This is a genomic window from Streptomyces decoyicus, from assembly GCF_019880305.1.
GTDB classification, from domain to species: domain Bacteria; phylum Actinomycetota; class Actinomycetes; order Streptomycetales; family Streptomycetaceae; genus Streptomyces; species Streptomyces decoyicus.
This window is the reverse complement of record NZ_CP082301.1, coordinates 7319055-7345988: the sequence shown is the minus strand read 5'-3', so window position 1 is coordinate 7345988 and position 26934 is coordinate 7319055. Positions and strand designations below refer to the sequence as shown.

The window sequence follows — 26934 nt, the reverse complement described above, 5'->3', positions numbered from 1 at the left end:
TGGGGGCGTGACCCTCATCGATCATCTCCCGAACGACGCCGACCCCGATGCCCTCTTCGAAGCCTTTTCGGGCTGGGCCGAGCAGCAGGGCATCTCGCTCTACCCTGCCCAGGAGGAGGCGCTGATCGAGGTGGTCTCTGGGGCGAACGTCATCCTCTCCACCCCCACCGGCTCCGGTAAGAGCCTGGTGGCGGCCGGTGCGCACTTCACCGCCCTCGCCAATGACCAGGTCACCTTCTACACCGCGCCCATCAAGGCGCTGGTCTCGGAGAAGTTCTTCGACCTGTGCAAGCTGTTCGGCACCGAGAACGTCGGCATGCTCACCGGTGACGCCTCGGTCAACGCCGACGCACCGGTCATCTGCTGCACCGCCGAGGTCCTCGCCTCGATAGCGCTGCGGGACGGCAAGGACGCCGACATCGGCCAGGTCGTGATGGACGAGTTCCATTTCTATGCCGAGCCGGACCGTGGCTGGGCCTGGCAGATTCCGCTGCTGGAACTGCCGCAGGCGCAGTTCATTCTGATGTCGGCGACGCTCGGCGACATGTCGCGCTTCGAGGAGGACCTGACCCGGCGCACGGGGAAGCCGACGTCGGTGGTGCGCTCGGCGACGCGTCCGGTGCCGCTGTCGTACGAGTACCGCACGACGGCCATGACGGAGACGCTCACCGAGCTGCTGGAGACCCGCCAGTCCCCCGTGTACATCGTGCACTTCACTCAGGCCGCCGCCGTGGAGCGGGCGCAGGCCCTGATGAGCATCAATATGTGTACACGTGCGGAGAAGGACCAGATCGCCGAGCTCATCGGGAACTTCCGGTTCACCACCAAGTTCGGCCAGAACCTGTCGCGGTACGTCCGCCATGGCATCGGTGTGCACCACGCCGGCATGCTGCCGAAGTACCGCAGGCTCGTCGAGAAACTGGCGCAGGCGGGGTTGCTGAAGGTCATCTGCGGTACGGACACCCTCGGCGTGGGCGTCAACGTCCCCATCCGTACGGTGCTGTTCACCGCACTGACCAAGTACGACGGGTCGCGGGTGCGGACGCTGCGGGCGCGGGAGTTCCACCAGATCGCCGGGCGGGCCGGCCGGGCCGGCTTCGACACCGCGGGCTTTGTGGTCGCGCAGGCCCCCGAGCATGTCGTGGAGAACGAGAAGGCGCTGGCCAAGGCGGGCGATGACCCCAAGAAGCGCCGGAAGGTCGTGCGCAAGAAGGCGCCGGAAGGCTTCGTCAACTGGGGTGAGAACACCTTCGAGAAGCTGATCGCTTCCGATCCGGAGCCGCTGAACTCCCGTTTCCGGGTGACGCACGCGATGCTGCTGTCCGTGATCGCCCGGCCGGGCAATGCCTTCGAGGCGATGCGCAAGCTTCTCGAGGACAACCATGAGCCGCGCAAGAATCAGCTCAGGCACATCCGGCGGGCCATCGCGATCTATCGGTCGCTGCTGGACGGCGGGATCGTCGAGCGGCTGCCGGAGCCGGACGCGGAGGGCCGGATCGTCCGGCTGACCGTGGATCTTCAGCAGGACTTCGCGCTGAACCAGCCGCTGTCGACGTTCGCCCTCGCCGCGTTCGATCTGCTCGACCCCGAGTCGCCCTCCTACGCCCTGGACATGGTCTCGGTCGTGGAGTCCACGCTGGACGATCCGCGCCAGATCCTGGCCGCGCAGCAGAACAAGGCCCGGGGCGAGGCGGTCGCCCAGATGAAGGCCGACGGCGTCGAGTACGAAGACCGCATGGAACGGCTCATGGACGTCGAGTACCCCAAGCCGCTGGAGGAGTTGCTCTTCCACGCCTACGGTCTGTACCGCAAGAGCCATCCGTGGGTCGGCGACCACCCGTTGTCGCCGAAGTCGGTCATCCGCGATATGTACGAACGCGCCATGACCTTCACGGAGTTCACGTCCTTCTACGAGCTGGCGCGCACCGAGGGGATCGTGCTGCGCTACCTGGCGAGTGCGTTCAAGGCGCTGGACCACACCGTGCCGGACGATCTGAAGTCCGAGGACTTCCAGGACATCATCGCCTGGCTGGGCGAGATGGTGCGGCAGGTCGACTCCAGTTTGCTGGACGAGTGGGAACAGCTCGCCAATCCGGAGGTGGAGACGGCGGAGCAGGCCGCGGAGCGGGCGGACCAGGTCCGGCCGGTCACGTCCAACGCGCGGGCCTTCCGGGTGCTGGTGCGCAATGCGATGTTCCGGCGGGTGGAGCTGGCGGCGCTGGACAAGGTCGAGGAGCTCGGCGCGATGGATGCCGAATCCGGCTGGGACGAGGACGCCTGGGGCGAGGCGATGGACGCCTACTGGGACGAATACGACGACCTGGGCACCGGTCCGGACGCGCGCGGCCCGAAGCTGCTGCAGATTCAGGAGGATGCCGAGCACGGGCTGTGGAAGGTGCGGCAGACTTTCGCCGACCCGAACGGTGATCACGACTGGGGCATCTCCGCGGAGGTGGATCTGGCCGCCTCCGACGAAGAAGGCCGCGCGGTGGTACGGGTCACGGATGTGGGTCAGTTGTGAGGCGACGGCTTCGACCGAGGCCGCCGAAGGATCTGACGGAGGGCCACCGGTCATGAGCAATCCCGCCGATAAGCTGGTCGATCTGCTCGATCTCGAGCAGATCGAGGTGAACATCTTCCGGGGCCGCAGCCCGCAGGAATCGTTGCAGCGGGTCTTCGGCGGGCAGGTCGCGGGCCAGGCGCTGGTGGCGGCCGGGCGGACCACGGAAGGTGACCGCCCGGTCCACTCGCTCCATGCGTACTTTCTGCGGCCGGGCCGGCCCGGGGTGCCGATCGTGTACCTGGTCGAGCGGGTCCGCGACGGGCGGTCCTTCACCACCCGCCGGGTCGTCGCCGTCCAGCAGGGACGCACGATCTTCAATCTGACCGCCTCCTTCCACAAGCCGGAGTCCGGCTTCGATCATCAATTGCCGTTGCGTCGGGTGGTGCCCGACCCGGAGGAGCTGCCGACGGTCGCGGAAGAGGTCCGCGAGCGCCTGCACGATCTGCCCGTATCGCTGGAGCGGATGGAACGCCGGATGCCCTTCGAGATCCGGTATGCCGACCGGCTGCGCTGGACCCCGGAGGAGATCGAGGATGCGGAGCCCCGCAGCGCGGTGTGGATGCGCGCGGTCGGGCCGCTGGGCGACGATCCGCTCGTGCACACCTGCGCGCTGACCTACGCCAGCGATATGACGCTGCTGGACGCCGTCCGCATCCCTGTCGAGCCGCTCTGGGGTCCGCGCGGGTTCGACATGGCCTCGCTCGACCACGCGATGTGGTTCCACCGTCCGTTCCGCGCCGACGAGTGGTTCCTCTACGACCAGGAGTCGCCGATCGCCACCGGAGGCCGCGGCCTGGCCCGCGGGCGGATCTACGACCGGGAGGGCAGGCTGCTGGTCTCGGTCGTCCAGGAAGGGCTGTTCAGGAAGCTCGGGGACTGACCCGGGCGGGCGGTGGAGGGAACGGCGGCCGGGGTCCGCAGCCGTCCCGGGTCTTGTCGGCGGGCCCTTTCCAGGCACCGGGAGAGATGGACGCGGTACCACAGCACTTCGTCGAACTCATCCGCCGTCAGCACGCGCTCGTAGGACTCCCGGGCGGCCGGGGTCACCGTGATCACGGACGCCAGGGTGGGCCTGAGCCGGCGCAGCAGGGACCGCTCCAGTGGCTCCTCGGCCACCGAGGCCAGCTCCTCCGGCGGCAGCACGGCGGCGAGCACCGCGGCCGCTTCCCAGGGGTCGTCGGTCTGTCCCATGAGCTGGGCGACCCGTCGGCTGCGCCACTGGCGTGCCCGCCAGTCCTGTCCGCTGTCGAGCATCACCCGCATCGCCGCCGGGGTGTTGCCCCGCATCAGGTCGGGTTCGCGGTCGGCGAAGTCGGCGACCTCGGCCGCGAGATAGAGCCAGACCACCGCGCCGAAGCGGTTCACATAGAAACGGACGGGGCTGAAGCAGCCGGCCCGGGTCAGACGCCCGGCCCGGCCGGGGCCGATGCCCATGAGCGCGGCGGCCTCGGTCGTGCTGACCGCGCGGATCCGTTCGCGGAGCGCGTCCGGGAAGCCCGGCTCGGCCTGTAGCCGGGTGATCTCCTCCAGCGGGACCCGGCGCCTGCCGAGTGATCCGGTGCCGGCCGGCCGGTCGTCGGCCGCGGGCGGGACCGTCCGCACTTCTCCGAGCTGGGTGGCGAGCTCGAACTCGCCGGTCCGCAGCTCCAGTTCGCGGGCCGCGCGCCCCATGGTGAGCGTCTGCCGCCCCTCGCACATCACTGTCATGTCGCTTCCCCCGCAACTCGGTCGATCACTGACAGTGACGACGATAGCCGCAGGCGGTGACAGGGAGTCAAGCCCCGCTTCAGACCTGTGGATAACTTTCCGGCTGGCGGGCCGCCACGCCCAGATGCTCCCCGACGCGATTGACCAGCAGCGTCATTTCGTAGGCGACCTGGCCCATGTCGGCGTCGGCGCGCGCCAGCACGCACAGACAGCTGCCGTCCCCCGCCGCCGTCACGAACAACACCCCGTCGTCGAACTCGACCATGGTCTGGCGCACCCGGCCGATTCCGAAGTGGAGCGCCGACCCTTTCGCGAGGCTGTGCATTCCCGAGGCGACCGCCGCGAGATGCTCGGCGTCACCCCGCTCCAGTCCCTCGCTCGCCCCGGTCACCAGACCGTCGTTGGAGAGCACCAACGCGTGCCGTACCTTCTCCACCCGTTTGGTCAGGTCGTCCAGCAGCCAGTCGAGTCCGCTGCTCAATGCCATTGCTGCTTCCTCCCCGTATCCCCGTCCGCACTCCTGGCCGGACGGCACCCGCGGCCCGTCCGCGACCTGCCGTGCCAGCCTGTCCCACCTCCGCCGTCTCGGCAAGCGGCCCCACGGACGGACGGCGTGCCACGCGGCGCTCGGGTGTGCCGCATGGATGAGGATGTCGGCATGGCACACAAGATGACGAAGGATGAGTGGCAGAGGTTCCTTTCCGAGGGCACCCGTACCGGGAAGCTGGCGACCGTACGCGCCGACGGCAGCCCGCACCTCGCCCCGGTGTGGTTCCTCATGGACGGTGATGAGCTGGTGTTCAACACCGGCGAGGACACGGTCAAGGGCCGCAATCTCGCCCGCGACGGCAGGGTGGCCCTGTGCGTCGACGACGAACGGCCGCCGTTTGCTTTCGTGGTCGTACAGGGGACGGCGGAGATGAGTGACGACCTGGCAGACGTACGTCACTGGGCGGCCCGGATCGCGGCCCGCTACATGGGCGAGGACCGGGCGGAGGAGTACGGCGCCCGCAACGGCGTGCCGGGCGAGCTGGTGGTCCGGGTCAAGATCGACAAGGCCATCGCCCTCGCGGCTGTCGCCGACTGAGGCATGCGTGGCGCGGGCCGCGGCGTGCGTGGCGCGGGCCGTCCGGACCTCCGCGCCACGTCGGCCGTCCGCCGGTCAGCCCACCGAATCGAGCACCCGGGCGGAGTGCCGCCGTCCCGCGTGCTCGACGAGCCGGACCAGCACCTCCTTGCCGGAGTCGCGGTCCCTTGCGTCACAGAGCACGACCGGTGTGCCACGGTCCAGGTCCAGTGCGCGGGCCACCTCGTCGGCCCCGTAGGACCGTGCCTCCGCAAAGCAGTTGACGGCCACCAGGAACGGGATCGCGCGGCGCTCGAAGTAGTCGACGGCCGGAAAGCAGTCCTGCAACCGCCGGGTATCGGCCAGTACCACGGCACCCAGCGCGCCCTCCGACAGGTCGTCCCACAGGAACCAGAAGCGGTCCTGTCCAGGGGTGCCGAAGAGGTAGAGGGACAGGCCCTGCCTGATGGTGATGCGGCCGAAGTCCATCGCCACCGTGGTGGTGCCCTTGTCGTCCACTCCCCCGGTGTCGTCCACGGTCTCGCCCACCTCGCTGAGCCGCTCCTCCGTGCGCAGCGGGTGGATCTCGCTGACCGAGCCCACCAGGGTCGTCTTGCCCACGCCGAAGCCGCCCGCGACTAAAATTTTCAGGGTCAACTCGGCGTCGGGGCCCGGGGCTGCGTCCTCCGGGGCCCCTTGTGCGGCGTTCATCGGCCGTCTCCTCCAGGATGCAGGGTCCTGCGCGTCACGGGTATGCGGATCGATGGCTCGGCGGGGGGAGCCTTCGGCGGCGGAGGGCCGTCCGAAATCCATGGCGAGGACCGTACCCCCCGTAGAGGGGGATTTCCCCGGATTCGCCAAAGCCGCCACGTCTTCGGATCAAGAAGCCCACCCACCGCCGGATTCGTGGTAGTTGGACCTCCACGGCGCACCGCCGCGGGCCCCGGGGCCCCGGCCATATCGGGCAGAAAACGTTCGCCCGGCGGGCCGGCCGGGCCCGTGCGGGATCATGAGCGCATGACGCAGCAGCAGTCACAGAAGCGGGTAGGCCCACCGGCGACGGCGGCGAACCCGTCGACGGGGGCGGTCGAGCGCAACGGCATCAATCCGGTGCCGGATGCCGAACGGCACGGCACCCCCCGGTCGCTGTTCTGGCCGTGGGCCGCCTCCGGGCTGTCCTTGCTGTCCATCGCCTACGGCGTCTACCTCATGGGCCTCGGGCTCAGCCCCTGGCAGACGATCGTCACCGGGGCCCTCGGCTATGTGCTGTCCTTCCTCCTGGTCGGTCTGATCTCGGTCGCCGGGGCGCGCACGGGCGCACCCACCATGGCCATCGGCCGGGCCTCCTTCGGGACACAGGGCAACAAGCTGCCCACCGTGTTCAGTTATGTCTCCAACGTGGGCTGGGAGACCGTACTGGTCGCGCTCTCCTCGCTCGGCGGTTCCGCGATCCTGGCCCGGGTCGCGCCCGGTACGTTCGCCCGTGCCGACGGGGGGACACCGACCACGGCGGCGCAGGTGCTGTGCTTCGTGGTGACCGCCGTCTCGGTCGTGGTCGTCGGGATCTTCGGGCACGCACTGATCATGAAGGTGCAGAAGTATCTGACCGCCTCGATCACCGCCCTGACCGTGGTGTACATGGTGCTGATGGCCGACCGCATCGATCCGTCCGCCCTCGGGGACGGCCCGTCCGCCAGCCTCGGCACCTGCCTCGGCGGCGTCGTGTTCGCGATGACGCTCCTGGGCCTGGGCTGGGTCAACTGCGGTGCCGACTACAGCCGTTATCTGCCGCGTACGAGCAGCGGGCGGGCGGTCACCTGGTGGACGACGCTGGGCGGGGTGCTGCCCCCGCTGGCGCTGCTGGCCTTCGGCGTGCTGCTGAACGCCGGTGATCCGAAGCTCGCCGAGGCCGCGGCCGCCGACCCCGTAGGCGCCCTCGCGGCCGAGTTGCCGACCTGGTTCCTGGTGCCGTATCTGCTCGCCGCCATCGGGGGCTTCGCCTCCGGGGCGATCATGGACATCTACAGCTCGGGCATGTCGATGCTGGCCCTGGGCATCCCCGTCCGCCGACACCTCGCCGTCCTGGTGGACGGTGCGCTGATGGCTTTCGGCGGCTGGTACGTGCTGTTCGTCTCCCCCAGTTTCTTCGCCACCTTCCAGGCGTTCCTGTCCGTCATCGGGGTGGCGATGGCCGCCTGGACGGCCGTCTTCCTCGTGGAGCAGTGGCGCCGCCGCCACACCGGCTTCGAGCTGACGTCCGTACGGACCCTGGGCTGGCCGGCAGTGCTCTCGCTCGCCGTCGCGACCGCGGTCGGACTCGGCCTGATCACCTCCGGCGACCCCCATATCGCCCGAGCCGTGGGCTTTCTGCTCACCGACGGCGCCGCCCGGGGGACGCTGGGCGCCATGAACCTCGGCGTCGTGGTGGCCCTGGCCGTCGCGGCGGCCCTGTACGCCTGCACGGCCTCCCTCGCCGACCGTCCCACCCCCGGAGGAACCCGATGACCGACCACCACGCCGACCGGCCGCACGAGGTCCGTGCGTTCTTCGCGTCACGCGCCGCCGACTGGGACACGAAGTTCCCCGACGACGGTCCCGCCTATGCCGCGGGCGTCGCCGAACTGGGCCTCCAGGAGGGCGACCGGGTCCTGGACGCCGGCTGCGGTACGGGGCGCGCGCTGCCCGCGCTGCGGGCGGCCGTGGGACCGCGTGGGGCGGTGCTTGGCGCGGATCTCACGCCCGAGATGCTCCAGGCCGCCGTGCGGGCCGGGCGCGACCGTGACGCGGCGCTGCTGCTCGCGGACGTGACCCGGCTGCCGCTGCCCGACGCCGCACTGGACGCGGTCTTCGCCGCCGGGCTCCTCTCCCACCTGCCGGACTCGGCGGGCGGCCTCGCCGAACTCGCCAGGGCCGTACGCCCCGGTGGCCGGCTGGCTCTCTTCCATCCCATCGGGCGGGCCGCCCTCGCCGCCCGCAAGGGCCGCCCGGTCACCCCCGACGACCTGCGGGCGGAGCCGAACCTGCGGCCCCTCCTGGACGACTGCGGCTGGGACCTGATCCGGTACGAGGACGAAGACTCCCGCTATCTGGCCCTGGCGGTCCGCCGGGCGTAACCGGGCCGGCGGCCCCATCTGGCCGGCGGCCCAACTCGACCGACGGCGTACGGGGTTCAGGACTCCGCCGGGCCCTCCACGTGGGGCACCGGACAGCTGCCCGTGCGGCGGGCGGTGGGGAAGGTACCGAGCTCGGCCACCTTGAAGCCGTTCGGATAGCCCTTGATCTCGGGGTTCTGACGGGCGTAGTGGGGAGTGCGACGGGGCGGCAGCAGCCGCACGGCCTTGGCACGCAGCTTCAGGGCGGTGCGTACCGTCTTCTGGACCGTCGGCCGGGGCCGCTCGTACCGGAACGCCGCCAGCAGCGAGTCGTCCAGGAGGGCCATGCTCGCTCCGCGCACCACCGGAGCGAGCGGGCCGTACCACCCTGCCATCAGGTCCAGCGTGGCGTCCGACACCCTGCGCGCACCCTCGTCCCAGGCGAAGTGCGCCTCCTCGTAGGCATCGAGACACCGCTCGAAGTCCTCGTAGGTCTGCGGGAGTTCGGTGATGCCCATATGACGGCCGAGGGTGCGGTAATAGACGGCGACGGCCTGCTGTTCATGCGCGGTCAGCCGCCGCCAGCCGTATGCGTCCAGCCAGCGCTTGGGCACCACGACGAACGTGCACAGGACATAGCGCATGTCCTCGTTGCTGATGTCATAGCTGCGGTGCATCTGGTTGATCCGGCGGATCGCCGTCCGGCCGTCCTCGCCGTCGAAGCCGTGCTCGACGACGGCATCCAGGAGGAGAGCGGTGTCGTCGTAGCGCTTTTGCGTACGGTCCGTCAGCTCGGCGGTCTCGGCGAGCAGCCGGCCGATGCTCGGCACCGCGTAGGTGCGGTAGAGCGCCAGCTCCAGGGCTCTGGTGATGTCCCAGGGGAATTCATGGGTCGCGATGATGCGGTAGATCCGCAGGAAGTCGCGCTCCGGGTCGAGCCGCCGGATCTCCCTCAACCAGTCGTAGCGCCGCACCTGGCATCTGTCCCTTCGTTCGCCGACGTGCCGATTTTAGGGGGGCGGAGGGGAGTTGGAGGGGGTGGCGGGCGTCAGATCGGGCCGGGTGATGGCCGGATTCCGTAGCGTCAGGCGGTCTTCGGTGAGCGCGGGGGCACGCCGGTCGCGCGCCGTGCGGTGCGGGTGCCGCGCCCTGGAGTGCGCGCGGCGGCGCCATAGCGGTCCGTGAGCGTCGGATCCACTACGGCCAGTGCCTTCTTGACGGGCATGCCGGTGCGGCCGGCGAGCGCCAGCCGCTCCTGGACCTCGCGCGGGGTGCGCGGACGGTAGCCGGGGCCCGTACCGCAGCAGCCGCCGTGGAAGGTCAGGCCCGCGCGCAGTACGGCCTCCAGGGCGCGCCAGCCGGCTTCGTCGCGCCTCTTGGGGACCGCCAGGTCGGCGCCCGCGTTGATCAGCTCGGCGCGGCACTGCGGGCAGCGGACCGGGCCCTGCGAGGCCGGCGTCTTCTTCCACGCGGCCCGGCAGGCCAGGCACACGAAGTGCATGCGACTGCTGTAAAAACACATCTGTGCAGCGTACGGCTGGTGACAAGCCCCTCCCAAGCCAATTAGGGTGCGCCGACGTACTCCGCAACGGATTGGATGGGGAGGCCCGCGTGCCCACGACCGAGAGCGCCGACAACGACCAGTTGTTCGTGCTGACGGCGGTGCTGCTGACGCCCGCGCAGTTCCCGAGCGTGCTCGGCGACGACTACCCCGAGGTGTGTGCGGGCCTCGGCCTCGAACCGTATGCGGAGGGCTACGGGCTGGTCCTCGGTCAGGACAGTGAGGGCGCGCGCTGGACCGTGGCGACGGAGGATGTGTCGCTGGTCGCGTGTGCGATCGCCGCCTGGGACTGCGGGATGGAGTACGACCTCTCCCCCGGCGAGGGCAGCATCATCGGGGCGATGCCCGGCTGGCCGCTCGCGCTCGCCGTATCGGCGCCGGGGGTGCCGCAGCCGCACGATCCGGAACCGCAGGAAGGCGACCCGGCGCCGCTCGCGCCGCCGGACGCCGAGGGGTGGGGGCCGGCGCAACGGCGGCTGGGCGCGGACGAGATCGCCATGCAGTGGGCGGCGTGGCGCGAGCAGGTGGATGACGACGACAGCTTCGCCGAGCCGGGGGGTCATGCGCACAAGGGGGTGCGGCGGGTGCTGGAGGAGGCGCGCGGTTATGTGAACGAGCCGCCGCCGCCGGGGCGGGTACGGTCGTCGTTCGCGGCCGGTGAGGCGCGGACGCTGCGGGTGGACGGGCCCGGCTGGAGCATGGTTGCTCGTACCGATGACATTGCGTTCGTGCTGCTGGATGACGAGCCGGGCGAGGTGCATCCGGTGGGGCGGGGGCCTGCGCTTCCCGGGTTGTTGTCGTCGCTCGATGAGTTGGCGGCGCGGCCGGTCTGAGGCGGGTCGGTCTTGGGCGGGTCGTCTTGGGCGGGCGGTCTCGGGCGGGTCGGTTCTTGGGCGGGTCGGTCTTCGCGGGTCAGCCTGAGGCCTGAGGCGGGCGTTCGTGGGGGTCTTGGCGGGGTTCGCGGGCGGTGTGCGCGGCGGGCGGTGGGCTGACGCCCTGGCTGTGCGGTTCGTGGCGGGCGTGCGGCCGGTGGGGGCTGGCGTCTGCGGGGCTCGTGGTTGCCGCGGGGGTCGGAGGGGACGCACCGGAGCCCGTCCTCGGCGCGGGCCCACTGGTACGCGGGATTGAGTACCCCGGCGTTTGCTCCGGTCCTGCGGGCGGTCCTCGGTACATCCCCTCCGACCTGCACACGTTCCCGTCTGCGGCCCGGCGGCGCTGTCCGTCACCGACCGCACGCCGGGCTATGGGGCCAGCCGCGCCCGTGCCAGGGATGGCCGAGTCACCCGAGTTACGTGGCTCGGGCGGTGGCCCCGCCTGCCCGGCCAGTGCCCGCCCACAGCCCCGGCTCGCCGAATCGAGCGCGGGCCAGGAGAGCCGTAGGCGCGTACGGGTGGTGGCCGTACGGCACGCAAGCAAGGCGATGCCGGGGGCGCCCGGAGCGGGGCGGGTGTCTGCTCGGTCAGCGGCCGATCTGTTTGCGGCTGACGCGGCGCAGTCGGCGTCGTTGGGAGGAGTCGAGCGTCAGATACGCGACGGCCGGGACCCCGACCATGACCAAGAGGGCCGCCCAGAAGGGCAGCAGCCACAGCAGGATCACTCCCACCGCGACGCCGCCGACCGCGACCTTCGCCTGTGTGGACATCCTTCACTCCCCTTCCGCGGCGTGCGCCGCGCTCTGTGTACTCCATTGAACGCCGTTTTCGCGCCGCAGGTTCCAGGTAAGCGCGTGCCGTCCTGTACTCTCGGGCGCTCCAGGCGCCAGTAGTCAAACTTGAGGAGTTCGGGAAGCAGTGACATCCCTCCCCGTGGTCACGCCCGCTCAGCTGTCCGCGCTCTCCCGCTGTGCAGCGGTTTTCCTGCCGTCGGATCCGCCACGAGCGGGGCGGGTCGCGTTCTGGCGGCCTGATGGCGAGCTCGTGGGCGAGGTGCTCGGCGCGGATGGTGCGTGGGGCGGGGCCGGGGCGATGGAGCGGCTGGAGGTGGCGCTGCCGGAGGAGGACGGTGGGGTTTCCCTGTGCGAGGTTCCGGCCCTGGTTCTGACGGTCGCTGAGGCCGTGCCGGTGCTCACCCGGGCGCGGGCCGCGCGGGGTACCCATCCGGCTGCCGCCTTCTGGGGCGCCGCGGCCGTACTGGCGCTACAGCTCGCGGCTCGCGGCCGGCTGCTGCCCGGGGTGAGTCCCGCCGGATATGACGCCTGGCGGCTGGGGCCGCTCGACCCGGCGGACGTCGGGCGGCTGCGCGATCTCGCCGCCGCGATGCCCCCCTACGCGCACGCCGTCCCGCTCCCGGATTCCGACCCGTTGGCGCTGCCGGACCCCGAGGGGCAGGTACGGGCCTTTCTCGACGCGGTGGCGGACGGGCTGCCGCGCTCCCCCGGCGCGGCGCTGGTCACCGGGGCGCCGGCCTTGCCGCCCGCCCCGCAGCACATCCCCGAACAGCGGGCCTGGGCCACGGAGGTCGCCGCGGGACATGACGCGGGCGTGCGGATCTCGCTGCGGGTCGAGGCGCACGGCATGGGGGCGGAGGGAATCAGTGGGCAGGGGGGCGGTGACGTCGGGGTGGTGCCCTCGGATGCTCGCATCGGCTTCAGCGCCGTGCTCCAGTTGCACAGCCTCACCGATCCGACGCTGATCGCGGATGCCGCCGATGTGTGGGCCGGGACGTCGCCCGCCGGGCAGGCCTTCGGGTCGCGGGCGCGGATGGACACGCTGCTGACGTTGCGCCGTGCAGCGGCTGCCTGGGCGGCGCTCACCCCGTTGCTGTCCGCGGCGGTGCCCGGGTCGCTGGACCTCGCCGATGAGGAAATCGCTGAGCTGCTCGGTCCGGCCGGCCGGGCGCTGGCCGCCGCCGGGGTGCAGGTGCACTGGCCCAGGGAGCTTGCACGCTCGCTGACCAGTCGGGCCGTGGTGGGCCCGCCCGATGGCGGGGGCGCCGACGGGTGGGACGGGCCGGAGTCGGGGCTGCCTTCCCTGTTGTCCGCGGATGCCCTGCTCTCCTTCAGCTGGCGGTTCGCGGTGGGCGGCCAGGAGGTGGACAAGAGGGAGCTGGACCGGCTCGCCGAGGCGGGACGGCCGCTGGTGCGGCTGCACGACCAGTGGATGCTGATCGACCCGGAGGCGTTGCGGGCGGCCCGGGACCGTCAGGACCGTAAGATCACGCCGCTCGATGCGCTCGGCGCCGCACTGACCGGCACCGCCGAGGACGCGGACGGCAGCCGGGTGGAAGTGGAGGCCTCCGGCCCGCTCGCCCGGCTGCGCGACCGGCTCGCCGACCCCGAAGGCAGCGACGCCGTGCCCGTCCGGCAGCCGGCGGCGCTCACCGCCACGCTGCGCGACTACCAGGTGCGCGGGCTCGGCTGGCTGCACCGGATGACGTCGCTGGGGCTGGGCGCCTGTCTCGCCGACGACATGGGGCTGGGGAAGACGATCACTCTCATCTCCCTCCATCTGCACCGGCAGACCTGTCCCGAATCAGCCGGCCCCACGCTGGTCGTCTGCCCCACCTCCCTCATGGGCAACTGGCAGCGGGAGATCGAGAAGTTCGCGCCGGGCACGCCGGTGCGCCGCTTCCACGCCGGGCGGCGCAGCCTGACGGAGCTGGCGGAGGGCGAGTTCGTGCTCACGACCTACGGGACGATGCGGGTCGATGCCGCGAAGCTGGCGGAGGTGGGCTGGGGGCTGGTCGTCGCCGACGAGGCACAGCACATCAAGAATCCTTTCTCCGCGACCGCCAGGGCGCTGCGGACCCTCCCCGGCAAGGCCCGGGTGGCGCTGACCGGCACCCCGGTGGAGAACAACCTGTCGGAGCTGTGGGCGATCCTGGACTGGACGACGCCGGGGCTGCTGGGGCCGCTGGGCCGGTTCCGTACGCGCTATGCGCAGGCCATCGAGGGCGGCGCGGCGGCATCCCCCGAGGCGGGCACGGCGGCCGAGCGACTGGCCCGGCTGGTGCGGCCGTTCCTGTTGCGCCGCCGTAAGTCCGATCCGGGGATCGCGCCGGAGCTGCCGCCCAAGACGGAGACCGACCGTGCGGTGGCGCTGACCAGGGAACAGGCCGGACTGTACGAGGCGGTGGTGCGCGAGGGACTCGACGAGATCGCCGGGACCGACGGGTTCGCGCGCCGCGGGCTGGTGGTCAAGCTGCTCACCTCGCTCAAGCAGATCTGCAACCACCCTGCGCAGTACCTCAAGGAGAACGACCGGGCGGAAGGGGGCCGTGCGGCGGGAGCGGTGCGGATCGCGGGGCGTTCGGGGAAGGTCGAGCTGCTCGACGAGCTGCTGGACACTCTGCTGGCCGAGGGCGCGAGCGTGCTGGTGTTCACGCAGTATGTGCAGATGGCGCGGCTGCTGGAGGGGCATCTGGCGGCGCGCGGGGTGCCCACGCAGTTCCTGCACGGCGGGACACCGGTGGCCCGGCGCGAGGAGATGGTGCGGCGCTTCCAGGACGGGGCGGCGCCGGTGTTCCTGCTGTCGTTGAAGGCGGCGGGTACCGGTCTGAACCTCACCCGGGCGGCGCATGTCGTGCACTTCGACCGCTGGTGGAATCCGGCGGTCGAGGCACAGGCCACCGACCGGGCCTACCGCATCGGGCAGACCCGGCCGGTGCAGGTCCACCGGTTCATCACGGAGGGCACGATCGAGGACCGGATCGCCGAAATGCTCTCCCGTAAGCAGCAGTTGGCCGATGCGGTGCTGGGGTCCGGAGAGGCCGCACTGACCGAACTCACCGACGCCGCGCTGGCGGATCTGGTCGCACTGCGAGGGAGTGAGCGATGAACACGCTCGGAGGGGAAGAACCGATGAATCCGGAGCAGGAGAGTGCGAGGTGTCCGGACGAGGAGGGCTCGGCGGACTGTGCGCGGACGTTCGGTGCCCTGCCTGTGGCGCGTGGGCGCGCCTTTGCGCGGAGTTGGTGGGGGCAGGCGTGGCTCAAGGCGCTGGAGGACACCGCGCTGGACGGTGAGCAGTTGAGGCTGGGCCGGCGGCATGCGCGGGGCGGTGCGGTCGGCGCGGTGTCCGTGCGCCCCGGCCGGATCACGGCGGTCGTCCAGGACCGCGACCATACGCGGCACCGGTCCGATGTCCTACTACAGCAGTTGAGCACGGCGGACTGGGACCGATTCCTGGACATGGTCGCGGACCGGGCCGGGCATATCGCGGCGCTGCTGGACCGGGACATGCCGCCGGTGCTCGTCGAGGACGCGGCCGCCGCCGGGATCGAGCTGCTTCCCGGCATCGGCGACCTGGAGTCGGAGTGCAGCTGCGGGGCGTGGGACCACTGCGCGCATTCGGCCGCGCTGTGTTACCAGTTGGCACGGCTCCTGGACCAGGACCCGTTCGTCCTGCTGTTGTTGCGCGGCCGGGGCGAGGGGGAACTGCTCGACGAGTTGCAGACGCGCGGCGCGGCGCGGGCAGTGGGGCCGACGGACGAGGACGTGGCGGCGGAGCGGTCCGGTGCGGGGGTGCCGGCGGCAGAGGCGTATGCGGCGCGCGACATTCTGCCGCCGCTGCCCGCGGCACCGCCGCCGGTCGCCGTGCCGGGTGCTCCGCCGGTGCTCGGTGGCGGCACCCCGCCCGCGCCCGGGGTGGACGTGGCCGCGCTGGAGCTCCTGATCGCGGACACGGCGGCGCGCGCCCAGCGGCTGCTGGCCGATGCGCTCTCCGCCCGGCACCCGGACAGTCCGCCGCCGACGGTGCTGACTCCCGCCCAGGATGCGGTGCGGCTGGCGGCCGCCGGCCCCGGAGAGGTCATATCGGCGCGGCTCGCGGCCGGTTCGGGCCGGGAGACACGGGACCTGGCGGCGGCCGTACGCGCCTGGGAGGTGGGTGGCCCAGCCGGGCTCGCGGTCCTGGAGGAGGACTGGACACCGGGGCCGGAGGCGCTGGCACGGGCAACCGGCAAGCTCGCGGCCGCCTGGGAGGACGGCGAGGCCCGGCCGCGGCTGCGGGCCACCCGCAACCGCTGGACGGTGATCGGCGGCGCCGCCCAGTTGCGCTACGGGCGGGACGGACGCTGGTGGCCGTATCGCAGGGAGGACGGGCGGTGGGTGCCCGCCGGACCGGCCACGGACGATCCGGCGGGCGCGTGGGCGGGCCTGTCCGCGGAGGGGTGAGGGACAGGGGCCAGGGTGAGACGGGTCAGCTTCCGCCTTCGGCTGCCGCCGGGTGTGCGGCCGCTCGTCGTACGAAGAGGTCGTGCAGATCGCGGGCGGCCCTGGGGACCGAGCCGGAGCGGCGGCGCTGGATCACCATCAGGACGTCGGTGGAGTCGGCCGCCAGCGGGCGGTAGGTGATGGTCCCGCTGCGTTCCAGCGGGTCGCCGATGATGCTGAAGTCGGGCAGGACCGTGGCACCCAGGCCCTCGGCGACCATCAGCTTGCCCATTTCGGCGCCGTCGGTGGAGTACGAGAAGGAGGGCGTACGTCCCTCGAGGAGCCGGTGGACGAAGCGGTGCATGACATAGCCGGAGCGCATCACGATCAGCGGCTGGGCGAGCAGCTCGGTCACCGAGACCTCGCCGAGTCCGGCCAGCGGGCTGTCCGGCCGGAGGCACACCACCGGGCGGCCCCGCAGGAGTTCGGTGGTGTGGACGTCCGGTGGGAGGTCGTCGCCGCGCAGGTAGTTGACGAGGCCGAGGTCGAGGCTGCCTTCCAGCAGCGCGCGGTGGATGTCGGCCTGCTGGGCCCCGATCACCTCGACCTGGGTCAGCGGATGCCCGGTCCGGAACTCGCGGATGGCCGGGACCAGCAGCGGAACCGTGGCGGCGTTGACCGTTCCCAGGCGCACCATCCGGCTGGTGTGGTGCTGGTCGTCCGCGGCCCGGCGCAGTTTGTCGACCGCGTCGAGCACTCCGATGATGTGCGGCAGCAGCTCGCGGCCGTCCTCGCTGATCTTCGCGCCGGAGCGCTTGCGGTCGAGGACGTCCACACCGAGTTCGCGTTCCAGATTACGGACGGTTTCGCTCAATGCGGGCTGGGACAGATGGAGTTCCTCGGCAGCTCTGCGCAGCGAGCCGAGGCGGGTGACAGTCGCTATGTATTCGAGTTGTTCGATCCGCACGGAATACGCACCCCGGTGGTCCGGTACCGATGGTGAACCTCGGTGGATTCACTCGCCTTTGAGGCCTCTCGGTGGGGAGCTCGCCTCCGGTTCAAGGGGAACCCTATCACCACTTCACCTATGCCGTATCGACGCTTCGCAGTTCGATCGCTAAACTCGGCAGGGAGGCGGCCACATTGACCGGAAAGGGCCGCAGGAGCCGTCGCCCATTGGCCGGCGCGGAGCAATTGTTGCGAGGAGGTGACACGTTCATGAAGCAGCAACAAAAGCAGCTCACCCGACGGCGTCACGTCGATCTCGCACGGATCTCCAGTTCGCTCTGTCGCGGTGTCGGCCGGGAGCGCTGACGACCTGGGAGCGCCGGCAGGTGCCAGCGCTGACGGCTGGGAGCACTGACGGCTGGGAGCACCTGCACCGGTCGTTGATTTCCTTTCCGGAATGAGATTCGCGGCGGTCGCTGCCTCGCCTCGCCGACCGGGCGATCCTCCCCTTTCAGCACCTGCATTCAGCACTTGCATTCAGCACCTCTGCATTCATCACGTGTCGCGCGCCATTCCGTGCGAAAGGGGCGCGCTCACTTCGATGCGCTTCATGCACGACTACTTGCACGGCCTTATGAAACCCGCCTTCTTGCACGTGGCCCTTGCATGCCTTCTTGCATGCGTTCTTGCACGCGTTCTTGCACGCAGGCTTGCACGCGGGCTTGCACGCGGCTTTCCTCACCACCGGGAGATCCTGATGTCCGACCTGCCCGCCCCCGGCCCCGCACGCTTCGCCTATTGGGTGCCCAATGTCAGTGGCGGCCTGGTGACCAGCACCATCGAGCAGCGCACCGATTGGGGGTACGACTACAACCGCAAGCTGGCGGTGCTGGCCGAGAACAACGGTTTTGAGTATGCGCTGAGCCAGGTCCGCTATATGGCCAGCTACGGCGCCGAATTCCAGCACGAGTCCACGAGTTTCAGCCTCGCGCTGCTGCTGGCCACCGAGCGGCTGAAGGTGATCGCGGCCGTGCATCCGGGGCTGTGGCACCCGGGTGTGCTGGCGAAGCTCGGTGCCACCGCCGATCAGCTCTCCGGCGGCCGGTTCGCGGTGAACGTGGTCAGCGGATGGTTCAAGGGCGAGTTCAGCGCGCTCGGGGAACCTTGGCTGGAGCATGACGAGCGCTACCGGCGAGCGGAGGAGTTCATCCGGGCGCTGCGCACCATCTGGACCGAGGACCATGCCGAACTGGCCGGGGACTTCTACCGGATCCGGGACTTCTCACTCAAGCCGAAACCGCTCAACACCGCCGAGCGCCCGCATCCGGAGATCTTCCAGGGCGGCAACTCCACCGCGGCGCGGGCGATGGCCGGCCGGGTGTCCGACTGGTACTTCAGCAACGGCAAGGACTTCGACGGCGTCACCGAGCAGCTCGCGGACGTCCGGGCGTCGGCCGCCGCCGCGGGCCGGCCGGCCCCCCGCTTCGGGCTGAACGGATTCCTGATCGCGCGGGACACCGAGGCCGAGGCCCGCGACGTGCTGCGGGAGATCATCGCCAAGGCGGACACCGAGGCGGTGCACGGCTTCGGCTCGGCGGTCAAGCAGGCCGGACAGTCCACGGCCGATGGCACGGGCATGTGGCAGGACTCCTCTTTCGAGGACCTGGTCCAGTACAACGACGGTTTCCGTACGGGCCTGATCGGCACACCGGAGCAGATCGCGGAGCGGATCGTGGCCTACAAGCGGCTGGGCGTGGATCTGTTCCTGCTCGGGTTCCTCCACTACCTGGAGGAGGTCGAGTACTTCGGCGAGCGGGTGCTGCCGCTGGTGCGCGAGCTGGAGGCACAGGAGCAGGGCGCGCAGGCACCGTCCCGGGGAGCGGACGCGGCGCCGTGGTCCGGCCCGGTTCCGGCAGCCGCCCGGCCCTGAGCACGCCAGCACGGGAGCACGCCAGCACGGGAGCACGCGAGCCCGCGAGCACGAGCGCCCTAGCGTCCGAGCGCCTGAACGCCCGCGCGCACCCCCCTATCACGCCACCATCCAAGGAGACTTGATATGAGCACCGTCGCTCCGACCGACTGGGCCACCCGGCCCGCACCCGAAAGCCCGCAGGGCTGGATCGAGCGCGCCGCGGAGGTCGCCGCCGTCCTCGCCACCGACGCGATCGCCCGTGACCACGCGGGCGCCACCCCGTATGCCGAGGTCCAGCTGCTCAAGGACTCCGGTCTGGTCACCCTTCTCGGGCCCACCGCGCACGGGGGCGCCGGCCAGGACTGGCCGACCGCGTACCGGGTGATCCGGGAGGTCGCCAAGGCGGACGGGTCCATCGGCCAGCTGCTCGGCTACCACTATCTGTGGAACTGGGCCGCGCGGCTGGTCGGCACCCGCGAGCAGTGGGAACACGTGGAGGCCGAGGCCGCCCGGCAACGATGGTTCTTCGGCGGCGCGGTCAACCCGCGCGACAAGGACGTGGTGGTACGGGACGAGGGCGAGACCCTGGTCTTCACCGGCCGGAAGTCGTTCTCCACCGGAAGCAAGGTCTCCGACGTCACCGTGCTGGAAGGGGTCCTGGAAGGCACCGACGACCATGTCTTCGCCATCGTGCCGTCCGACAGCGCCGGGCTGACGTTCCACGACGACTGGGACAACATCGGGCAGCGGCTCACCGAGAGCGGCGGCGTCACCCTGGACGGGGTACGGGCACCGTGGTCCGCGGCCGCCGGGTACGTCGACAAGGCGTTTCGGCCAAGTGTCTACAACACCCTCAACGTACCCACCATCCAGCTGGTCTTCGCCCACTTCTACCTCGGTATCGCGGCGGGCGCCCTGGAGACGGCAGCGGTCTACACCCGTACCAAGGCCCGCTCCTGGCTGCACGGCGGCCATGAACGGGCCGCCGACGAGCCGTACGTCATCGACATCTACGGCGATCTGACGGGCAAACTCTGGGCCGCCGAGGCGCTGGCCGACCGGGTGTCCGAGGAGGGGCAGCGGCTGCACGACGATCCGGACGCGGTGACCGAGCGGGACCGCGGCGAGTTCGAGGTCAGGGTCGCCGCCGTCAAGGCGCGCGCCACGGAGGTGGCCCTGGAGGTCACCCAGCGGATCTTCGAGGTGACCGGGGCCCGGTCCACCGCCTTCGCCGAGGGCCTGGACCGCTTCTGGCGCAACGTCCGCACGCACACCCTGCACGACCCGGTGGCCTACAAGCGCCGTGAGGTCGGCCGGTTCGTGCTCGACGGCGCACTCCCCGAGCCGACTTGGTACTCCTGACGCCGGCTCCGCTCCCTACGCTCCGCCCCGACCCGACCCGGCGCTCATCGCTTCCCTCTCCCCTCTCCCCTCTTTCCCTCTCCCCTCTCGCCCTCTGCACTTCGAGGTGATCCCTTCATGGCCACCGTTCTGTCCGTCTCCGGAAGTCCCTCCGCGACCTCGCGTACCGCCCGTCTGCTGCGTCAGCTGGACGCCCGGCTCGCCGACGAGGGGCACCACGTCATTCCGCTGGACGCCCGCAAACTGCCCGCCGAGGCCCTGCTGGGGGCCGATTTCGGCCATCCGGCGATTGTCGAGGCCACCGAACTGTTCGCCCGTGCCGACGGCGTCGTCATCGGCACGCCCGTCTACAAGGCCGCCTACTCCGGTCTGCTCAAGTCGCTGCTGGACCTGCTGCCGCAGTACGCGCTGACGGGCAAGACCGTGCTGCCGCTGGCGACCGGCGGCAGCACCGCCCACGTCCTGGCGATCGACTACGCGCTGCGGCCGGTGCTGTCATCCATGGGCGCCGCGCACATCGTCCAGGGCTGGTTCGTCCTCGACCGGCATCTGGCCGTACGGGAGGACGGCTCGCTGGCCGTCGACCCCGGGGCGCGGGAAGGGCTCGACCACGTTCTGGACCAGTTCTCCGGGGCGCTCGGGCGCAGCCCGTTGCTGTCCGTCGCGAGCTGACCGCCGCCTCCCCGCCACCCCTCCGCCCCGCTCCGCCCCGCCCCGCCCTTTCGACGCTCCCCCTGGAGGCAGCACCGTGACCGCTACCGCGCGGCCCGCCACCACCCATGTGATCTCCGATGACGCCGAGGCCCTGGCGGTCGCGGCCGAATTGGCCGCGGAGTTCCGGGCCGGTGCCGCGGAGCGGGACGCCGTTCGCCGACTGCCACACACCGAGCTGGCGCGGCTGTCGGCGAGCGGACTGCTGGCCATCACCGTGCCGCGGTCCCACGGGGGCGCACAGGTGCGGACCGAGACGTTGGCCGAGGTGGTGCGGCTGCTGGCGACCGGGGACGCCAGTTTGTCCCAGATCCCGCAGAGCCACTTCGTGTACCTCAATGTGCTGCGCCGTCAGGGCACCGCCGGGCAGCAGGCCTTCTTCTTCGGTGAGGTGCTGGCGGGGCGGCGGCTGGGCAATGCGCAGTCGGAGGCGGGGACCCGGCATGTGCAGGACATCCGTACCCGGCTGGTGTCCGCGGCGGACGGTTCGTATGTGCTGAGCGGGGTGAAGCACTATGCGACCGGTGCGGTGTTCGCCGACTGGATCCCGGTGCTGGCGCGTGGCCGGGACGAGGCGCTTTATGTGGCGTATGTGCCGCGGGATGCGGCGGGGGTGCGGATCGTCGACGACTGGGACGGTATGGGGCAGCGGACCACGGCCAGTGGGACGGTGCACCTGGAGGACGTGACGGTGCCGGCCGACCGGGTCGTCCCGCATCACCTCACCTTCCGCGGCCCCCAACTGCACGGTGCGGTCGCCCAGTTGTTGCATGCCGCGATCGACACCGGAATCGCCGGCGGCGCACTGGCCGAGGCCGCCTCCTTCGTCCGCACCAAGAGCCGGCCGTGGTTCGAGAGCGGTCTCGACAGCGCCGCCGAGGACCCCCTGCTGATCCAGCGGTTCGGGGAACTGGCGGTACGGGTGCGGGCCGCCGAGTCGCTGCTGGTGTCGGCGGCGCGGACGGTGGACGCCGCGACGCTCGCGCTGACCGACGACTCCGCCGCCGAGGCGTCGATCGCGGTGGCCGCGGCGAAGGTGGTGGCCGCGGAGGCGGCGGTGGAGACCGGCAGCGCGCTGTTCGAGGTGGCCGGGACCCGGTCCGCCCTGGACGGGCTGAATCTTCACCGGCACTGGCGGGACGCGCGCACCCACACCCTGCACGACCCGGTCCGCTGGAAGGTGCAGCACATCGGCCGGTACGTCCTCAACGGCACCCGGCCGCCCCGGCACGGTCTGCTCTGACGCCCCGCCCCGCCCCGCCCCGCCCCGGCACGGTTCGCTCTGACGCCACGCCACGCCACGCCCCGGCACGGTCTGCTCTGACGCGCCGCCCCGGCACGGTCCGCTCTGACGACCGGCCCCGACCCGCCCCCACCCGTTCTCTTCCCTCTCCTTCTCTTCTCTCTTCTCCTTCGGAGCCCCTATGTCCTCCCTCACCTTCCACTGGTTCCTGCCCACCTACGGCGACAGCCGGCATGTCGTCGGCGGCGGTCATGGTCTGCCCGCCGGGGCGGCCGGCGGGGAGCGGCCCGCCACCCTCGGCTATCTGACGCAGATCGCCCGCGCCGCCGAGGACCTGGGCTTCGAGGGGGCACTCACCCCCACCGGAGCGTGGTGCGAGGACGCCTGGCTCACCACGGCCATGCTGGCCCGCGAGACCGAACGCCTGAAGTTCCTGGTGGCGTTCCGGCCGGGGATCATCGCACCGACCCTGGCCGCCCAGATGGCCGCCACCTTTCAACGGCACTCCGGCGGACGGCTGCTGCTGAATGTCGTCACCGGTGGCGAGAGCCATGAACAGCGCGCCTACGGGGACTTCCTGGACAAGGACGACCGTTACGCCCGCACCGGCGAATTCCTGGAGATTGTCAAGGAGTTGTGGGACGGGAAGACGGTCGATTTCACCGGGGAGCAGCTGCGGGTGGCGGGCGCCCGGCTGGCCCGGGTGCCCGATCCGGTGCCGCCGGTGTACTTCGGCGGGTCCTCCCCGGCCGCCGGAGAGGTGGCCGCGCGCACCGCCGATGTCTATCTGACCTGGGGCGAGCCGCCGGCCGAGGTCGAGCGGAAGATCGCCTGGATCCGGGAGCTGGCCGGCCGCGCCGGGCGCCGGGTGCGGTTCGGCATCCGGCTGCATGTGATCACCCGGGACACCGCGGAGGCGGCCTGGGCGGAGGCGCAGCGGCTGCTGGACGGCTTCGGCCCGGAGGCGATACGTGCGGTGCAGGCGGGGCTGGCCCGTAGTGAGTCCGAGGGGCAGCGCCGGATGCTGGCACTGCACGGCGGCCGCACCGACGGGCTGGAGATCGCGCCGAATCTGTGGGCCGGCATCGGACTCGTGCGGGGCGGTGCGGGCACCGCGCTGGTCGGCAGCCACACGGAGGTGGCGGAGCGGATCGTGGAGTACCAGCGGCTGGGCATCGAGGAGTTCATCCTCTCCGGCCACCCTCATGTCGAGGAGGCGTACTGGTTCGGGGAGGGGGTGCTGCCGGTGCTGCGGGACGCCGGGCTGTGGCGGCATCCGGCGGCGCGGAACGACGATTCCCCGGCCGCCGTGCAGGTCCCGTTCGCCGCCGGGGTGGGCCGCTGAAGCAGGGGCCGGGTGGACCGCTGAGCCATGAGCCGGGCGGCCCGCCGCGACGCCCTGGCCCCCTCCTCGGCCCAATCCTCCCCATCCGGCTGCGCCGTGCCGCCGCACATGATTCGCTGAGCTGATCCCCCACCGCCAGGCACCTCGCCCGCAGCAGGAGGACCAGTGACCGGCACCTCGCAGCACGCGCCGCAGCTCACGTCGTACGCACAGCCCCCGCGGACCGCCGACGGGTCGGACAGCGCACCGCACCACCCCGGCCGCCCCCGGAATCCCCCCTACTACGAGGACCGCTCGCCGGGGAGCGGGGTCCTGCCGCCGCGCGCCTGGTACCCGAGGTCGGATGCCGCCCGGCTGCCCCTGCACGGCCGTTGGCGGTTCCGGCTCTCGGCGAGCGCCACCGCCGTGGACGAGTCGTTCGCCCGGCCCGACTTCGACGATGCGCAGTGGCAGGAGCTGCGGGTGCCCGGTCACTGGGCGCTCCAGGGACGCTTTGCCTCCGAAGGCTCCTACGAGGGCAACGGCACGGCGCAGCCGAGCGGGGCGCCCGCGTACACCAACACCGCCTACCCCTTCCCGGTCGATCCGCCGCGGGTGCCGGACGAGAACCCGACGGGCGACCACCGGCAGGTCTTCGATCTCCCCGGGGGGTGGGGTGAGGGGCCCGCGGTGCTGCACTTCGCCGGGGTGGAGTCCTGCGCCCGGGTCTGGCTCAACGGGCAGGAGCTGGGCCACTTCAAGGGCAGCAGGCTGCCGCACGAGTTCGAGGTGGGGGCGCTGCTGCGGCCGCGCGGCAATGTGCTGGCGGTACGTGTCCACCAGTGGTCGTCGGGCAGCTATCTGGAGGACCAGGACCAGTGGTGGCTGCCCGGTATCTTCCGGGAGGTGGCGGTCCACCGCCGCCCCGAGGGGTCGGTCGCCGACCACTTCGTCCACGCCGGGTTCGATCACGTCACCGGCCACGGCACCCTGCGGGTGGAGTGCGCACCGGCCGGCCGGGTGACCGTCCCGTCGCTCGGCCTCGATCTGGCGACCGGCGAGAGCGCCACCGTTCCGGTGCGTCCCTGGACGGCCGAGCAGCCGCATCTCTACGACGGGGAGCTGGTGACCTCCGGTGAGCGGATCCCGCTGCGGATCGGGTTCCGTACGGTCCGCGTCGAGGGCGGGCTGCTGAAGGTCAACGGCCGCCGGATCCTGCTGCGCGGCGTCAACCGCCATGAGTTCCATCCGCGCTACGGACGCGCCCTCGACCCCGGGACGATGCGCCGCGATCTGCTGCTGATGAAGCAGCACAACATCAACGCGGTACGCACCAGCCACTATCCGCCGCACCCCGCCTTCCTCGACCTCTGTGACGAGTTGGGCCTGTGGGTCGTCGACGAGTGCGATCTGGAGACCCACGGGTTCGGCGCGCAGGGCTGGCGGGACAATCCGGTCGATGACCCGCGCTGGGAGCCGGCGCTGCTCGACCGGGCCCGGCGGATGGTCGAGCGGGACAAGAACCATCCCTCCGTCGTGCTGTGGTCACTGGGCAACGAATGCGGCACGGGGCGCGGGCTGTCCGCAATGGCCGCCTGGATGCGCGAGCGCGACCCGTCCCGGCCGCTGCACTACGAGGGCGACCCCAGCTGTGCCGACACCGATGTCTACTCCCGGATGTATGCCGACCACGCCGAGGTGGCGCGCATCGGGCAACGCGCCGAGGCCCCGCTGTCCGACCCGGCGCTGGACGCCCGGCGGCGCCAACTCCCCTTCCTCCTCTGCGAGTACGCGCATGCGATGGGCAACGGTCCGGGCGGGCTGAGCGAGTACCAGCGGCTGTTCGAGCGCTACGAGCGCTGCCAGGGCGGTTTCGTCTGGGAGTGGATCGACCACGGGCTACGGCAGCAGACGCCCGCCGACGAGGTCTTCCACGCCTACGGCGGCGACTTCGGCGAGGAACTGCACGACGGGAACTTCGTCTGCGACGGCCTGGTCTTCCCCGACCGGGTGCCCTCCCCGGGCCTGCTGGAGTTCAAGAAGGTCGTCGAACCGGTGCGGATCGAGTCCGGGACCGACGAGGACGGCACGGCGGGCGAGGTCCGGATCACCAATCTGTACGACTTCGCCGGCCTCGGCCATCTCGTCTTCCGCTGGATCTACGAGGTGGACGGCGAGCTGCGCGGGCACGGCCGGCTGGAGGTGCCGCCGTTGGCGCCCGGCAAGTCGGCCGTGGTGCGGCTGCCGACGCCGCCGGTCGAACCGGGCGACGACGGGGAGGCGCTGTGGACGGTCCGGGCCGTGCTGGACGAGGACAGCGCATGGGCGCCGGCCGGGCACGAGGTCGCCTGGGGCCAGCTGCCGGCCGCACCGCGCCCCGCCGTCACTCCCCCGGCGGCCACCGCCGCACCGCGCCGCGGTGAGGGCAATGTGATCGTCCTCGGCCCGGGGACCTTCGATGCCGGCACGGGGGTGCTGGCCTATCTGGACGGCGTCCGGATCGGCGGCCCCCGGCTGGACGTCTGGCGCGCGCCGACCGACAACGACGAGGCCGCTCCCTGGCAGCCGGGGCCGCGGCCGGCCACCGAGTGGCGGCGGATCGGCCTGCACCGGATGCGGCACCGCGTCGATGCCGTCGAGACCGGCCCGGACACCGTGGTGGTACGGTCCCGGGTCGCCCCGGCCGGTTCCCCTCTGGCGCTGCGCACGGTCTACCGCTGGACGGCACAACGGGACGTGCTGCGACTGGAGTTGAGCGTCGATCCCGAGGGCGACTGGCCGGTTCCGCTGCCGCGGCTCGGAGTGCGGATGCGGGTGTGCGGGAGCCTGGGCCTGGCGACGTGGTTCGGCGGCGGGCCGGGCGAGGGCTATCCGGACACCCGGGCGGCCGCACGGGTCGGCCGCTGGTCGATGCCGGTGGACGCGCTCCAGACGCCGTATGTGCGGCCGCAGGAGAACGGTGCGCGGCCCGGTGTGCGCTGGGCGGAGCTGACCCGTACGGACGGCTCGGGCCTGCGGATCGAGGGCGATCCGGACTTCTTCCTCACCGCCCGCCGGTGGTCGGCCGAGGAGCTGACCGCGGCCCGCCACACCACGGATCTGCGGCCGGGCGACGACCTGTGGCTGCATCTCGACCATGCGCAGCACGGCATCGGCAGCCAGTCGTGCGGTCCTGGGGTGCTGCCGCAGCACCGGTTGGAGGTGGCACCGGCGCGGTTCTCGTTCGTGTTCTCGTCGCTGCACTGAATCCCGCGCCGCACCGTGCGCCGACCGCCGGGCCATTCCGCCGGCGCACGGTACGTCGCGCCGTGCGGTATGTCGCACCGTGCCTGCGCACACCCCTCCGGCCAGGGG

22 protein-coding genes are annotated in these 26934 nt (G+C 71.5%); 15 read left to right on the top strand and 7 right to left on the bottom strand.

The window, feature by feature from the left end:
- Positions 1–7: 7 nt before the first annotated feature.
- Together K7C20_RS32010 and K7C20_RS32005 are read left to right on the top strand one after the other, a co-directional pair.
- Entirely contained in the window at positions 8–2521 is a 2514-nt protein-coding gene (locus K7C20_RS32010) for a DEAD/DEAH box helicase (protein ID WP_030077764.1), read from the top strand.
- 52 nt (positions 2522–2573) lie between these two features.
- Positions 2574–3443 (top strand): acyl-CoA thioesterase, encoded by an 870-nt coding sequence (locus K7C20_RS32005; RefSeq protein WP_053210429.1) that lies wholly within the window; start codon positions 2574–2576, stop codon positions 3441–3443.
- Here K7C20_RS32005 and K7C20_RS32000 read toward each other — a convergent pair.
- Positions 3374–4270, bottom strand: a complete 897-nt coding sequence (locus K7C20_RS32000; RefSeq protein ID WP_030077769.1) for a DUF6397 family protein — start codon at positions 4268–4270, stop codon at positions 3374–3376. The two genes, K7C20_RS32005 and K7C20_RS32000, sit on opposite strands and share 70 nt — an antisense overlap.
- Positions 4271–4349: 79 nt before the next feature.
- The gene (locus tag K7C20_RS31995; RefSeq protein WP_030077770.1) at positions 4350–4757 is read right to left on the bottom strand and encodes a roadblock/LC7 domain-containing protein; all 408 of its coding nucleotides are present in this window, start codon (positions 4755–4757) and stop codon (positions 4350–4352) included.
- Between the two features lie 171 nt (positions 4758–4928).
- Here K7C20_RS31995 and K7C20_RS31990 point away from each other — a divergent pair, with 171 nt between their 5' ends.
- Positions 4929–5357: a PPOX class F420-dependent oxidoreductase gene (locus K7C20_RS31990; RefSeq protein WP_030077771.1), complete on the top strand. Its 429-nt coding sequence runs from the start codon at positions 4929–4931 to the stop codon at positions 5355–5357.
- A gap of 75 nt (positions 5358–5432) precedes the next feature.
- Here the strand turns inward: K7C20_RS31990 and K7C20_RS31985 are convergent, their stop codons facing one another.
- Entirely contained in the window at positions 5433–6047 is a 615-nt protein-coding gene (locus K7C20_RS31985; protein WP_030077773.1) for a GTP-binding protein, read from the bottom strand.
- A 306-nt stretch (positions 6048–6353) separates the two neighbouring features.
- On the opposite strand from K7C20_RS31985, the gene K7C20_RS31980 reads away from it, so the two are divergent.
- Together K7C20_RS31980 and K7C20_RS31975 are read left to right on the top strand one after the other, a co-directional pair.
- Positions 6354–7841 carry a purine-cytosine permease family protein gene (locus K7C20_RS31980; RefSeq protein WP_030077775.1) on the top strand — a complete coding sequence of 496 codons (1488 nt, stop codon included), beginning with the start codon at positions 6354–6356 and terminating at the stop codon, positions 7839–7841.
- Positions 7838–8449 carry a class I SAM-dependent methyltransferase gene (locus tag K7C20_RS31975; RefSeq protein ID WP_030077777.1) on the top strand — a complete coding sequence of 204 codons (612 nt, stop codon included), beginning with the start codon at positions 7838–7840 and terminating at the stop codon, positions 8447–8449. Before K7C20_RS31980 ends, K7C20_RS31975 begins: the two co-directional genes overlap by 4 nt.
- Before the next feature lie 56 nt (positions 8450–8505).
- Here K7C20_RS31975 and K7C20_RS31970 read toward each other — a convergent pair whose 3' ends face one another.
- Entirely contained in the window at positions 8506–9402 is an 897-nt protein-coding gene (locus K7C20_RS31970; RefSeq protein ID WP_030077779.1) for an oxygenase MpaB family protein, read from the bottom strand.
- Positions 9403–9512: 110 nt separating this feature from the next.
- Entirely contained in the window at positions 9513–9929 is a 417-nt protein-coding gene (locus tag K7C20_RS31965) for a hypothetical protein (protein ID WP_053210428.1), read from the bottom strand.
- A 110-nt stretch (positions 9930–10039) separates the two neighbouring features.
- Here K7C20_RS31965 and K7C20_RS31960 point away from each other — a divergent pair, with 110 nt between their 5' ends.
- On the top strand, positions 10040–10822 hold the full coding sequence (locus tag K7C20_RS31960) for a hypothetical protein (protein WP_030077784.1): 783 nt from the start codon (positions 10040–10042) through the stop codon (positions 10820–10822).
- 626 nt (positions 10823–11448) lie between these two features.
- Here K7C20_RS31960 and K7C20_RS31955 read toward each other — a convergent pair.
- Positions 11449–11631 (bottom strand): hypothetical protein, encoded by a 183-nt coding sequence (locus K7C20_RS31955; protein ID WP_030077786.1) that lies wholly within the window; start codon positions 11629–11631, stop codon positions 11449–11451.
- Positions 11632–11779: 148 nt separating this feature from the next.
- On the opposite strand from K7C20_RS31955, the gene K7C20_RS31950 reads away from it, so the two are divergent.
- Both K7C20_RS31950 and K7C20_RS31945 read left to right on the top strand, forming a co-directional pair.
- Entirely contained in the window at positions 11780–14764 is a 2985-nt protein-coding gene (locus K7C20_RS31950; RefSeq protein ID WP_053210577.1) for a DEAD/DEAH box helicase, read from the top strand.
- Between the two features lie 23 nt (positions 14765–14787).
- The gene (locus K7C20_RS31945; protein WP_053210586.1) at positions 14788–16101 is read left to right on the top strand and encodes an SWF or SNF family helicase; all 1314 of its coding nucleotides are present in this window, start codon (positions 14788–14790) and stop codon (positions 16099–16101) included.
- 25 nt (positions 16102–16126) lie between these two features.
- On the opposite strand, the gene K7C20_RS31940 is transcribed toward K7C20_RS31945, so the two are convergent.
- Positions 16127–17047 (bottom strand): LysR family transcriptional regulator, encoded by a 921-nt coding sequence (locus K7C20_RS31940; protein ID WP_030088964.1) that lies wholly within the window; start codon positions 17045–17047, stop codon positions 16127–16129.
- Positions 17048–17298: 251 nt separating this feature from the next.
- Here K7C20_RS31940 and K7C20_RS39310 point away from each other — a divergent pair, with 251 nt between their 5' ends.
- The 7 genes from K7C20_RS39310 (at position 17299) to K7C20_RS31910 (ending at position 26826) form a co-directional block, all read left to right on the top strand.
- Positions 17299–17394, top strand: a complete 96-nt coding sequence (locus K7C20_RS39310) for a putative leader peptide (protein ID WP_342452605.1) — start codon at positions 17299–17301, stop codon at positions 17392–17394.
- Positions 17395–17785: 391 nt separating this feature from the next.
- The gene (sfnG, locus tag K7C20_RS31935; protein WP_167352559.1) at positions 17786–18958 is read left to right on the top strand and encodes a dimethylsulfone monooxygenase SfnG; all 1173 of its coding nucleotides are present in this window, start codon (positions 17786–17788) and stop codon (positions 18956–18958) included.
- A 126-nt stretch (positions 18959–19084) separates the two neighbouring features.
- Positions 19085–20302, top strand: a complete 1218-nt coding sequence (locus K7C20_RS31930) for an acyl-CoA dehydrogenase family protein (protein WP_030088961.1) — start codon at positions 19085–19087, stop codon at positions 20300–20302.
- A 117-nt stretch (positions 20303–20419) separates the two neighbouring features.
- The gene (gene ssuE, locus K7C20_RS31925; RefSeq protein ID WP_053210578.1) at positions 20420–20974 is read left to right on the top strand and encodes an NADPH-dependent FMN reductase; all 555 of its coding nucleotides are present in this window, start codon (positions 20420–20422) and stop codon (positions 20972–20974) included.
- A gap of 76 nt (positions 20975–21050) precedes the next feature.
- Positions 21051–22256 (top strand): SfnB family sulfur acquisition oxidoreductase, encoded by a 1206-nt coding sequence (locus K7C20_RS31920; protein ID WP_053210579.1) that lies wholly within the window; start codon positions 21051–21053, stop codon positions 22254–22256.
- A 181-nt stretch (positions 22257–22437) separates the two neighbouring features.
- The gene (locus K7C20_RS31915) at positions 22438–23601 is read left to right on the top strand and encodes an LLM class flavin-dependent oxidoreductase (RefSeq protein WP_053210580.1); all 1164 of its coding nucleotides are present in this window, start codon (positions 22438–22440) and stop codon (positions 23599–23601) included.
- A 165-nt stretch (positions 23602–23766) separates the two neighbouring features.
- A complete protein-coding gene (locus K7C20_RS31910) occupies positions 23767–26826 on the top strand; it encodes a glycoside hydrolase family 2 TIM barrel-domain containing protein (RefSeq protein WP_053210581.1) in 3060 nt (1019 codons plus the stop codon).
- Positions 26827–26934 lie beyond the last annotated feature (108 nt).